The organism is Corynebacterium ulceribovis DSM 45146, from assembly GCF_000372445.1.
GTDB classification, from domain to species: domain Bacteria; phylum Actinomycetota; class Actinomycetes; order Mycobacteriales; family Mycobacteriaceae; genus Corynebacterium; species Corynebacterium ulceribovis.
In genome coordinates, this window is the sequence record NZ_AQUY01000001.1 from 543,818 (window position 1) to 555,944 (window position 12,127).

Annotated in this window: 10 protein-coding genes; 6 read left to right on the plus strand and 4 right to left on the minus strand. The window is 59.2% G+C overall.

Going from position 1 to position 12,127, the window contains the following annotated elements; all coding sequences use genetic code 11:
* Positions 1 to 7: 7 nt before the first annotated feature.
* Positions 8 to 2,809 (minus strand): cation-translocating P-type ATPase, encoded by a 2,802-nt coding sequence (locus A3EC_RS0102555; protein ID WP_018023598.1) that lies wholly within the window; start codon positions 2,807 to 2,809, stop codon positions 8 to 10.
* Positions 2,810 to 2,979: 170 nt separating this feature from the next.
* Between A3EC_RS0102555 and A3EC_RS0102560 the strand changes: the two genes are divergently transcribed.
* The gene (locus tag A3EC_RS0102560) at positions 2,980 to 4,161 is read left to right on the plus strand and encodes an acyl-CoA dehydrogenase family protein (protein WP_018023599.1); all 1,182 of its coding nucleotides are present in this window, start codon (positions 2,980 to 2,982) and stop codon (positions 4,159 to 4,161) included.
* A 98-nt stretch (positions 4,162 to 4,259) separates the two neighbouring features.
* Positions 4,260 to 4,559: a metal-sensitive transcriptional regulator gene (locus A3EC_RS0102565; RefSeq protein WP_018023600.1), complete on the plus strand. Its 300-nt coding sequence runs from the start codon at positions 4,260 to 4,262 to the stop codon at positions 4,557 to 4,559.
* Between the two features lie 5 nt (positions 4,560 to 4,564).
* Here A3EC_RS0102565 and A3EC_RS0102570 read toward each other — a convergent pair whose 3' ends face one another.
* From A3EC_RS0102570 to A3EC_RS0102580, 3 genes are all read right to left on the minus strand, one after another.
* On the minus strand, positions 4,565 to 5,134 hold the full coding sequence (locus A3EC_RS0102570; RefSeq protein WP_018023601.1) for a suppressor of fused domain protein: 570 nt from the start codon (positions 5,132 to 5,134) through the stop codon (positions 4,565 to 4,567).
* A complete protein-coding gene (locus A3EC_RS0102575; protein WP_026162123.1) occupies positions 5,131 to 5,682 on the minus strand; it encodes a ribonuclease FAU-1 family protein in 552 nt (183 codons plus the stop codon). Before A3EC_RS0102575 ends, A3EC_RS0102570 begins: the two co-directional genes overlap by 4 nt.
* Positions 5,683 to 5,825: 143 nt before the next feature.
* Positions 5,826 to 6,506: an Rv1157c family protein gene (locus A3EC_RS0102580; RefSeq protein WP_018023603.1), complete on the minus strand. Its 681-nt coding sequence runs from the start codon at positions 6,504 to 6,506 to the stop codon at positions 5,826 to 5,828.
* A gap of 363 nt (positions 6,507 to 6,869) precedes the next feature.
* Here A3EC_RS0102580 and typA point away from each other — a divergent pair, with 363 nt between their 5' ends.
* From typA to A3EC_RS0102600, 4 genes are read left to right on the plus strand one after another with little or no spacing between them, the layout of a single operon-like run.
* The gene (gene typA, locus A3EC_RS0102585; protein WP_018023604.1) at positions 6,870 to 8,786 is read left to right on the plus strand and encodes a translational GTPase TypA; all 1,917 of its coding nucleotides are present in this window, start codon (positions 6,870 to 6,872) and stop codon (positions 8,784 to 8,786) included.
* Positions 8,787 to 8,811: 25 nt separating this feature from the next.
* A complete protein-coding gene (locus A3EC_RS0102590; protein ID WP_018023605.1) occupies positions 8,812 to 10,623 on the plus strand; it encodes an ABC transporter family substrate-binding protein in 1,812 nt (603 codons plus the stop codon).
* The gene (mshB, locus tag A3EC_RS11135; RefSeq protein WP_425386769.1) at positions 10,613 to 11,569 is read left to right on the plus strand and encodes an N-acetyl-1-D-myo-inositol-2-amino-2-deoxy-alpha-D-glucopyranoside deacetylase; all 957 of its coding nucleotides are present in this window, start codon (positions 10,613 to 10,615) and stop codon (positions 11,567 to 11,569) included. Before A3EC_RS0102590 ends, mshB begins: the two co-directional genes overlap by 11 nt.
* Entirely contained in the window at positions 11,562 to 12,047 is a 486-nt protein-coding gene (locus tag A3EC_RS0102600) for a hypothetical protein (RefSeq protein ID WP_018023607.1), read from the plus strand. Before mshB ends, A3EC_RS0102600 begins: the two co-directional genes overlap by 8 nt.
* The last annotated feature ends 80 nt before the right edge of the window (positions 12,048 to 12,127 follow it).

Here is a 12,127-nt window from a genome sequence, read left to right on the forward strand (position 1 = left end):
TTCCACATTAACTGCGTGCCCGGCGCACTGCCTTCATAATCTCTTGAACCCACAGCGTCAGCGACGACAGCACAACGGCCACACCCCAATGGATTAGGTCAATCGGGGTAGTGGAAAACGCGGTCTGCAGCGGTGGGGTGTACACCAGTGCCACCTGCAGCAGCACCCCGAGCACCACCGCGCCCCACAGCCACTTGTTAGAGAACAGCGAATGGAAAGCACTGGCGGTATACGACCGCGCGTTGAAAGCATTGAACAGTTGGCAGAACACCAAGGTGGTCAGGGCAACGGTTCGGGCAGTCTCAATACTGTCGGCGCCAAAACGGTCCCCGCCGAGGGTGAATTCGCCAACCAGCCCACCGGGCAGGCAAAGGTCCATGGCAAAAAGTGTGACCGCACCCATGACAATGCCCATAACAACAATGTCCCACCACGCCCGCTGGTTCAGGATTGGTTCATTGATGTCGCGTGGGGCTTTCGACATGGAGTTGTCCACGTCTGGGTCCATCCCCATCGCCAGCGCCGGGCCGGTGTCCGTAATCAGGTTGATCCACAGCACTTGCGTGGCCACCAGCGGCAGCACCACCGCTTCGGTACTCGCCCCGGTAATCCCGAGAAACCCAGCGAGCACAACACCGAAGAAAATAGTGATGACCTCGCCAATATTCGACGACAGGAGGTAGCGCAGGAACTTGGTGATATTCGCGAAAATATTCCGGCCCCGCCGCACCGCCGCAATAATCGTGGCGTAGTTGTCATCGGCCAGCACCATATTCGCCGCTTCTTTAGTCACCTCGGTGCCGGTGATGCCCATGGCGATACCAATGTCCGCGGTTTTCAGCGCCGGCGCGTCGTTCACACCATCGCCGGTCATCGCAACGACCTGGTTTTCCGCCTGCATCGTTTCAATCAGCCGCAGTTTATGAGCCGGCGCCACCCGGGCATACACATTGACGCGGGCGACCTGCTGCGCCCAGTCCGCATCGGCCAACGCATCCAGGTCCGTTCCAGTGAGCACCTTCGGAAGTTGCCCCGGAGCGGTGCCCGGCGCGATGCCCAGCTGGTCGGCAATCGCCGCGGCGGTGACCGGATGGTCGCCGGTGATCATCACAGTTCGAATCCCCGCCCGGTGAGCTTCGGCCACCGCTTGTTTTGCCTCTTGACGCGGCGGGTCAATGATTCCCACAGTGCCGAGGAAAATCAGGTTTTCTTCCAAGCCCTCCCCGCCAGCTGCTGCCTGCTCCGCACTAATCGGCTCTGACACAGCCATCGCCAAGGTGCGATAGGCCTTGGCAGAGAGCTTTTCGACGATTTGGGTCAGTTCTTTCCGGGTGTCGTCATCAAGCACACGGGAACCGGAACCGACCGCAATCCGGGTGCAATGCTGAATCAGTACGTCGGGGGCACCTTTGGTGAAGACGTGGAAGTGGCCGTCGGTGGTGCTTTCGCAGACGGCGGACATCATTTTTCGGTCAGAGCTGAACGGCACCTCATTGACGCGGCGCCACTGCGTGACATCGACCGGGTCCGCGCCGGGCAATGTTTTGCGGGCGGCGACCAGCAAGGCAGCTTCGGTCGGGTCGCCGGTGATATCCCAGCGGCCGTCAGTGTGGGTGAGTGTGGCGTCATTGGCGAGGGCACCGGCCCGCAGCATTCGGGATAGTTCTGTGGCGGCATCGGCTTGGGTTTCAGGAGCAGTTTCTGCTTGGGCATCGAATTCAATAGCGCCGTCTGGGTTGTAGCCTTCGCCAGTGACGGTGACTGCGCCGGAGGCTGTGTGCGCCGCCACCACCGTCATCTCGTTTTTGGTGAGGGTGCCGGTTTTGTCGGAAGCAATCACCGATGCTGAACCGAGGGTTTCCGCGGAGTGGAGGTCCTTGACCACTGCATTGCGGTTGGCCATTGCCTGCACACCAATAGCCAGCACAATCGACAAAATGGCGGGCAGACCTTCTGGTACTGCGGCCACTGCCATGGACACACCGAGCAGCAGAATCGTGACTGCTTCAGACACATGCTGCACATCATTGATGAGGAAGAGCGCGGCCATCACCAAAACTGCAATGGCAATGACGGCAATGCCCAGCATCTTCGAAACTCGCGCAAGTTCGCGTTGCAATGGGGTTGCCTCGGATGTGGTCTGCGCCAGCATCGTGGAGATCGCGCCGATTTCGGTATCCATGGCAATGGCGGTGACCTCCGCGGTGCCGGTGCCACGGATGACCGCGGTGGAGGAGTAGACCATATTGGTGCGATCGCCGATAGGAGTGTCTGGGGGCACCTCACCTGGGAACTTATCCACGGCCTCGGACTCACCCGTCAGTGACGATTCCTGAATTGCCAGTTCGTGGGACGCTAATAGCTTGCCGTCGGCCCCGACAGCGTCACCTTCTGCGAGCAGCAGAATATCGCCAACAACCAAATCTTTCGTCGGGATGACTTGGGTGCGACCGTCGCGCAGCACCGTCGATTCGGCTGCAGTCATTGCCGAAAGTGCGGCGACAGCATCAGCAGCTTTCGCTTCCTGGACAAGTCCGATAATGGCGTTGGCCACCACAATCAGCGCGATGACAATGGCATCAATCGGCAGGCCAGAAAAGCCTTCAATTCCCCATGCCACTAGTGAAATGACAATGGCAATGAGCAGTAGTGAGACCAGCGGGTCAGCGAACTGGGCGGCTACTTTGCGCCACAGTGGGGTTGGTGGGGCAGAGGCAATGACGTTTTCGCCGTGCGCAGCTTGGCGGGCGGCAGCTTCTTCGGTGGACAGACCAACAGCAGAATCAGTGGCGGCGGCAAAGTCACTCATACCTCTACCTTTACCCGTGCTGGGCCCATCCGGCTGGGATGGAGGGGGCCAGGTTCGCGTTGTGCCGACTCGGCTGAAGGCTTAGCTAAAAATCGTCAAAACGCTCATTTCGCAATGTGGAGTTTGCTAGCTTGGCAATTAACTTAACCGCGTAAGAAAAGGACACATTAATGGCCTTCGACCCAACTTTCGACCTGTTCCAACTGCCAGAGGAATACCTCGAGCTTCGCGCAGCCATCCGCGACCTGTCTGAGCAGTACATCGCGCCACACGCTGCTGACGTTGATGAGCAGGAGCGGTTCCCAGAAGAAGCGCTCAAGGCACTGATCGACTCCGACTTCAATGCGATTCACGTGCCGGAAGAGTACGGCGGTCAAGGTGGCGACTCGTTGGCGGCGGTCATCGTTATCGAAGAAGTCGCTCGAGTGTGTGGTTCGTCTTCGCTGATCCCTGCCGTCAATAAGCTCGGTACTACCGGCCTGATTCTTGCTGGCTCTGATGAACTGAAGAAGGAAGTGCTCACCGATATTGCGGCTGGCAAGATGGCCTCCTACGCGCTGACTGAACGCGGCGCGGGTTCTGATGCTGCGGCGATGAAGACGCGGGCAGTGCGCGACGGTGACGAATGGGTGCTCAACGGCTCGAAGTGCTTTATTACCAACGGCGGCAAGTCCACCTGGTACACCGTCATGGCTGTGACCGACCCAGAAAAGGGTGCCAGCGGCATCTCTGCATTCATGGTGCGCGATGACGACCCAGGCTTTAGCGTGGGCGGCTTTGAAAAGAAGATGGGTATTAAGGGCTCGCCAACCGCGGAAATCTACTTTGAAGATTGCCGTATCCCGGCGCACCGCATTATCGGTGAAGAAGGCAGCGGCTTTAAGACCGCGCTGCAGACCCTCGACCACACCCGACCAACCATCGGTGCGCAGGCCCTCGGCTTGGCGCAGGGTGCCTACGAAGCGGCCGTGAAGTACGTGCAGGAGCGGCAGCAGTTCGGCAAGGACATTGCACAGTTCCAGAACACCCAGTTCATGCTGGCAGATATGCGCATGAAGATTGATGCTGCGCGTCTGATGGTGTACACCGCAGCTGCAAACGCCGAACGTGGCGAAGCAGAAGGCGGCGCGCGCCTTGGGCTGATGGCTGCTGGTGCAAAGGCATACGCTTCCGATGTGGCAATGCAGGTGACCACCGATGCGGTGCAGCTATTCGGTGGCTATGGCTTTACCCGTGACTTCCCAGTGGAGCGGATGATGCGCGATGCGAAAATCACGCAGATTTACGAAGGCACGAACCAGATTTGCCGCATGGTGATGGGCCGCCAGCTGCTGCAGGAGATTAAGCCTTAACGTTTTCCAGCGTTGTGTAGTGATCTGATACCCCCATGGGCTACCCTAGGGGGTATCAGTTTTTGTTGTGTAAAGTAAGCCCGACTTTTGGAGATTCTGTGACGGACGTTGTGACGAAAGCGACACCAGCAGCTGACGATGCCGAGGCAGCAGCTGACCGCAAGGCAATCGCCAACCGGCTGAAGCGGGCACAAGGCCAGCTCGCAGCGGTTATTGCCATGGTGGAGGACAACCGCGAATGCCGCGACGTCCTGACGCAGCTATCAGCAGTCAGCCGTGCCATTGACCGCGCCGGCTACAAAATCGTGGCATCGACGATGCGGGGCTGTGTGAACCGGCCAGATGAGTCCTCCATGACTCCACAGGAGCTGGAAGAACTCTTCCTCAAGCTGGCCTAGCTGGCCTAAAGGTTCGCCGCGGGGCGGAGGGGATCGGTGAGATCGATCGCATCTGCGTCCCACTCATCAAGGAGGGCTTCCACGCCCTTGGCGCGGGCAAAGGCTATTTCGTTTTTCGTCGCCGGGAGCACTTCCAGAATCGACACTGCTTGGCCGCCTTCTAGCTGCACATCTGGCACGTCACTGTCGGTGAGTACCGCGCCAGTAAAGCGACTGCCTGGCCACAGTGGTTCACCTAGGCTCATCAAAGCGCCGGACTGCAAGATGACACCTTCGACTGCGGGGGCTGCCGCCAGCACTGCCAGTGTCCGGGCCACGCCGTCGGCACCGCCGCGGATGTTCATCACGAGTTCCGCGCGTGGGCCAGCCTCCGACATGACTAGTTCATTGGGGTCTTGCATTGGTTCTGTGGAGCAGCCGAGCGTTGCGTAGGTCAAAACGTCGTCGGCATCGGGCCCGAAGCGGAGCACTGAAAACTTTTGCGTACCCAGAAACGTCACCGACGCAGACGGTGGGGTAGGTTCTTCGAAATATCCGCACAGCATTGCGCGGACAGTAGGCAGGACCTCGCTCATGATGCCTCAACTTTCGCGGCAGGAACTAGTTCTACCTGTTCTGCCCAGGTCAGGTTGTAGCCGCGGCTAGCCAACCAGGCAACGGGGTCCCCATTATGTGCTGCGATTCCGGTAGCTGCCGTGAAGCAAGTATCAAGCGCCCAGCGCGCATCGGCAGCCGAAATAACACCGTGGGTGAGCGCATCGATGACTTCATCGGTGTCCAAAATGACGGGTTCTTGGCCGATGGTGCAGCTGATGTCTAGGTAGAGGTCCTCGGTGCGCCAAGTGTCACCATCGCGGGAGCTCCGTGCAATATCGACGTAATAGTCTTGGTTCCATTGGTCTGCGCGGGTGCGTTCATGAAAAATATTGACGCGTAGCCCAAGGTCGGGAAGCAGCCAGGATTCCAGGTAGCCGAACCGACGGTGGTCGGCGCCGCGGGCCATGTATAGCCCGAAATCTGTGGTGCGGTAGCTATCTACGGGGCGGTTGAATCCCTTTGGATCGACATTGTTCATGGTGGCAACGTCGAAAATTTCTTGTTTCACAGGGTGGGGCGTAGACATGGTTTCTAGTTTACGGTGCCCAGTTGGGGCTATGGCCTGAACCAAGATATAAGGGCAAACAAAAAACCTGAGCCTCCCAGGGGGGGGCTCAGGTTCTTGGTGGCAGAAGTGCCAGAACGTTTGTCGACCGAGTGCTACAAGTGCTACTTCACTTCGACGTAGCCGGCGGTTGGGAAGTAGGAGCAGCGTGCTGGCTTTGGCTCTTCCTTGGATACGAAGCTGCCTTCGGTCAGGGCTAGCACGTGGCCGCGGCCGGTCTTAGCGGTGCCGACGAGGGTGCCTGGGCCGTCTTCGTTGACGCCGGTGTACTTCAGTGGGGTGACACCGGTGCGGCCATTGGAGATGTTGATCCAGCGCACGCGCATGCCGGAGCTCTTAACTCCTGCGGTGCCCAGACCAGTGAAGATGAAAGCGGTTTCGCCCTTCTTCACACCCGGCAGTGGCAGTTTGGCTGGGCCCGGGATGGCAACCGCGGCACCCATGCCTGGGGTTTTCCCGCCGATGCACTTTTCCGACATGGTTGGCCAGAAGAACTGGTAAATGCGTGGCCCATCCTTTGGGATTGGGGTGCCTGGTTCACCGTCGCCACGGAAGAAGCCAACTGCCTTCATGCCCTTTTCGCGAATATCCTTTGGAACCCATGGCTGGTTCAGCGTCATCTCAAGTTGGTTGAGAACTGCAGGCGACGGGCGGCCGAGTGGGTCTACCGAAGACTGCGCTTGAGCTTCTGGGGCGCCGGATAGGGCCGCGGCTCCTGCAAGAATGCCGGCGCCAAGGACGGCTGCCGTGCGGCGAATCGGGAGAGTCAGTGAGTGGAGGGCCATAATGGCACCTTTCGAGCGGGGACACAACGTTCTGCTGGAGTATATCGGTTTGGTGACAAAAAGTAAGTATTTTTCAGAATCTACTCAACTGATAACTATGGCACTGCCGTGTAACTCCTGGTGTGAAAATGACATTATCACGGAAAATGCTGGTCTGCACGTAGGTTTCCCGTCGAAACTATCTTCCCTGCAGGCCAGGCCAGGCATTTAAAATTCGTTCCGACGCTAACTAGGCCGTCTGGAACTGCTAAGTCGCATCAAGTCCGGTGGGGCGAGTACCCTATAGGACAGTATTGTGCGAACTGATCTATCGGTTCGACCCACTTCCCTTATTCTTAAGGCCCGTTGAGGAGCGCTCCACTCGTGACCCATACCGAGTTTCGTAATGTTGCTATTGTCGCCCACGTCGACCACGGCAAGACCACCCTTGTTAACGCCATGCTGGAACAGTCCGGTGTCTTCAGCGATCACGGTGAAGTCTCTGACCGCGTGATGGACTCCGGCGACCTGGAAAAGGAAAAGGGCATTACGATTCTGGCGAAGAACACCGCCATTCGTCGCCGTGGTGCCGGTAAAGACGGCAATGACCTCATCATCAACGTCATTGACACCCCTGGCCACGCCGACTTCGGTGGCGAGGTGGAACGCGCACTGTCCATGGTTGACGGCGTTGTTTTGCTTGTCGACGCATCGGAAGGCCCGCTCCCACAGACCCGTTTCGTGCTGGGTAAAGCCTTGGCTGCAAAGATGCCAGTCATCATCGCAGTGAATAAGACGGACCGTGCTGACGCCCGCATCGACGACGTTGTGGAAGAAGCACAGGACCTGCTGCTGGAGCTGGCTTCCACGTTGGAAGACGAAGAAGCTGCCCTGGCCGCTGAAAAGCTGCTGGACCTCCCAGTGCTGTACACCTCCGGCCGCGCCGGTAAGGCATCCCAGGAAAACCCAGGCAATGGCAACCTGCCAGAGTCGGAAGACCTGCAGCCACTGTTTGACGTCATCACGGAAACCCTCCCAGAACCATCCGCAGACGTCGAAGGCCCACTGCGCGCCCAGGTCACCAACCTGGACTCCTCCTCCTTCCTGGGCCGCATCGGCCTGGTGCGCATCCACTCCGGCATCTTGAAGAAGGGCCAGCAGGTTGCGTGGGTCCACTACGACGCCGAAGGCGAACAGCACGTCAAGCAGGTCAAGATCGCTGAGCTGCTCACCACCGAAGGCGTGACCCGTGTTCAGGCCGACCAGGCCATCGCTGGTGACATCGCCGCGATTTCCGGTATCGACGAAATCATGATCGGCGACACCCTGTGTGCCCTCGACGCAGTCAACCCACTGCCACGCATCACCGTCGACGACCCAGCAATCTCCATGACCATTGGTGTGAACACCTCCCCAATGGCCGGCCAAGGTGGCGGTGACAAGCTCACCGCCCGAGTTGTCAAGGCTCGTCTGGACCAAGAGCTCATCGGTAACGTTTCGCTGAAGGTGCTGCCAACCGAGCGTCCGGACGCGTGGGAAGTCCAGGGTCGTGGTGAAATGGCCCTGTCGGTGTTGGTGGAAACCATGCGTCGTGAAGGCTTCGAGCTGACCGTCGGTAAGCCACAGGTTGTGACCAAGCAGATCGATGGCACTCTGCATGAGCCATTCGAGCACATGGTCATTGACGTGCCAGAAGAGCACCTTGGTGCCGTAACTCAGCTGATGGCCGCGCGCAAGGGTCGCATGGAGCAGATGGCAAACCAGGGCAGTGGCTGGGTCCGCATGGAGTTTGTGGTTCCATCCCGCGGCTTGATTGGCTTCCGCACCATCTTCATGACTGAAACCAAGGGCACCGGCATCGCTAACCACTACTCGGCCGGTTACCAACCATGGGCTGGCGAAATCAAGGGCCGCTCCACCGGTTCCTTGGTCGCTGACCGTACCGGTCAGATCACTGCCTACGCACTGATGCAGCTTGCTGACCGCGGTAACTTCTTCGTCGAGCCAGGCGACCAGGCCTACGAAGGCATGGTCGTCGGTGCGAACCCACGTGATGAAGACATGGACATCAACATCACCAAGGAAAAGAAGCTCACCAACATGCGTGCTGCTTCCGCTGATGCCACCGTCACCCTGGAGAAGGCACGTGCACTGTCGCTGGACGAAGCCATGGAGTTCTGTGGCCCAGACGAATGCGTGGAAGTCACCCCTGAAGGAATCCGCGTCCGCAAGCTCATCCTGAACGCCACCGACCGCGCCCGCGCACGTTCCCGCGAAAAGGCCCTCAACAAGAACGCCTAAGTCAGTATCGACTAGGTTGTCAAAGATGGTTTGGGTTGTGGGATTTCAGCAGCAACGTCGGCATCGGCGCGCCCTTGCAGTAGCCACGGCTGCTGCAGCAACGCTGGTGCTTGTCGGGTGTCAGGCTCGGCCTGGCGACGCACCAATCGCCGAGGATCCCACCCCAACCCAAACGCAGCCAACTACTGCGCCGGATAGAGCAGATCGGACCATCACTATCGGGGTATCCGAATTCAACGCCGGATTCAACCCGCACCTGCTCACAACCGACCCAACTTTTGCCACTGTGGTCGCCGACCTGATTTTGCCGAGCGCCTTCCGTGAAGACGTCGACGGCGAACTGAAAATGGACGCGGACCTACTCAAGTCTGTTGACGCCTCCGAAACCGATGCTGGCGCCCAAAAAGTCCGCTACGTCATCCGCCCAGATGCGCAGTGGTCAGATGGCACCCCAGTCTCCGGCAATGACTTCGAATACTTGTGGCAGTCCATGCGGCAAAACACCGGAGTTCGCAACGCCATCGGCTATGAAGCAATCAAAGATGTGCACGTCAGCGGCGGCGGTCGCATTGTCGACGTCACCTTTACTAATGCGTTCCCGAATTGGCGCATCCTGTTTAACCACTTGCTGCCGAGCCACACCTACCGCACTGCCGGAACCGCATTTACTGATGTGATGCACGAGTCCATCCCGGTCTCGGGTGGCCGCTACACCGTCGAGTCTCTTGACATCGGCCGCAATGACCTCGTATTGGTGCGCAACGACCGGTTTTCTGGTGCCCATCCCGCGGCCACGGAAATATTGAAATTCCGGGAAGTCACGTCTGACCAGCATGGCGCCGAACTACTGCGCACCGAACAAGCCCAAGTCGTCTCGGTGCGTCCCGGTACGGTCACCAACACGGCTTTGCGCACCGTGCCGAAAGTGACGGCTCAAACAACTCGGCCGCCAGCGCAGTTGCAGCTGGACTTTAATGTCTCCTCCACCGAACTGGGTAGCGCCAAGGACCGCGGCATTATTGCTGAAAAGCTGGACATTTCGACGTTAGCGACAATCGTCGCGGGCCGTACTGCACCGCCTGTGCCGAAACCACTGCCGCACACAGATGCAGCAACGCAGCCAGCGGAGTCCACAACACAGTCGTCAACGGAGCAATCGCCAACGCACAACGCCCCGACACGCTTTTCTCGGCCGCTGCGGATCGCCTACCCACAAGGAAATTCCCAAGCTGGGGTAGCGGCAGCCACCATCTCCGACCAGCTCAATAGTCAGGACATTGCGGCTGAAGCTGTGGCCGCGAACCGTCGCGATCTGTATGCGGGCTACCTGCCAGCGGGCACGATAGACATGACCGTGACTTGGCAATGGCAGCCCGATTCGGTCACCAGTTTGGTCAGCCAGTATCTTTGCCCGCCTCGGACTCGCTCTGCGATCGAAGTGGAGGAGCCGACCAGCAGCGAAGAAACTGAGACTGAAACGTCATCGGAACCGAGCACCACCACCGCGGAGGACACGACCGAACCGGAGGAAACCACGACAGCCGACACCACCTTCGGACGAGGTTCAAATACCTCGGGATTGTGTAACCCTTCCGTCGATAAGCTCCTACTCGGGGCACTGCGCACCGAAACTGACAGTGCCAACTTGAAAAAGGAGCTGGCACCGCTGCTGGCGGATGAGGTTGTCACTGTGCCACTGCTCAGCGATGAATGGCTCACCGCGACGACCGACGGGGTAGTGTCCGGAACTGAGAAGGACCCGAAGAAGTGGCCACAACATGCACAAACCGGGCTGTTTGTGACCGCGCCGCAATGGAAGAGGACAACTGATGGTTAAGGACTGGCAGGGCATCCGTATTTTGGCGGTGCATGCACATCCAGATGACGAGGCGATTACCACCGGCGGATTGTTGGCGCAGGCAGTCGCCCGCGGCGCTACCGCCACTGTCGTGACCTGCACCCTTGGTGAAGAAGGCGAAGTGATTGGCGAGCCGATGCAGCAGTTGGTGGTCGATGAGGCTGACCAACTCGGCGGCTACCGCTACTTTGAACTGGTGGCCGCTTTGGCTGAACTAGGGGTCAACGGCGCTGACCACCAGCCGGTGCTGCTCGGCGGGGTGGGCCATTTCCGTGATTCTGGGATGGCCGGTTCCGCAGCACATGATAAGCCACGTGCTTTAGTGAACGCCGGTGACCGTGCCGTTGCGGAATTAGTGCAGGTACTGCGTGATTATCAACCGCAGATTGTGGTTACTTATGCCCCTGACGGCGGTTATGGCCACCCAGACCACATCGCTGCGCACCGCATGACCCATGCCGCGGTGGCACAACTGGTTGCTGAAGCGGCCATCAGTGACACCGCCGACGCCTACGCCCCGCAGCGGATTTACTGGACGATTACCTCGCAGCAGCGGCAGGACGCAGCACTGGCCGATCTGGATACCATCCCGGAGCAGTGGCAGCGCGCCGATGGCCAGTTGGCGGCCCTGCCGGAGACCGCGGAAGACATTATTTTTGGGCTTGATGACGAAGCGGTGGCAGCGAAAGTCGCCGCGATGCGTGCCCACGCCACCCAGATCTGGATTGCTGATGGGCTACCGACCCGCACTAACCCCGACATTGCCGTTGGACAAGTAGCCGATGGTGGCCATGCACTGGGCATGTGGGCGCTGTCGAACCGATTGGCGCAGCCGGTGATGCGACATGAGGTGTACCGCTTGGGTTTTGATGCCTCTGGGGCGGAGTCTGTGGCTGACTTTGTGGAGGGGATTGCCCGTGACTGATTCAGCGGGACAGCGAACGCAGGGGCAGCAGCAGGCCCAAGCGCAGCAGCAGGCCGAGCGGCCTGTGGAACCACACTGGGGAGACCCCAACCGTGCACAAATCCGGGAAGTGACCACCACGGGTGAGAAAATCACCGCGTTTGTCATCCTGTCGCTGGCGGCGCTGGCGCTGCTGAGTATCGAAGTGGCTTACTTGCATCAGTGGCTGCATATCGGCAGTGTTGCGCTTCCATTCCCATGGACCTTGCTGCTGGCCTTTTTCGGCAACCAGGTGCTCCTGAAAACTGGCCTGTTGTGGACGCCGAACCGTGCGATTGCGGCGATCCCGCTGTGGATCTGGCTGGTGGCGTGGTGTGGTTTGTTGTTGTGGTCGGGGCTGCCGTTTGGCGGTGACGAAGCTGTGGGCTCCAGCATCCGAACGCTGTTGCTGCCAATCCTTGGGATGTTGCCGCTGCTAACTGTGCGCAGCCGCGACTGACTATTGGGGCGGTTAGGCACTCCTTAGCACAGCGGACTAGGCTTGGTAGGGCAAAAATTTTGAAAGGTGGAACTTCGCGC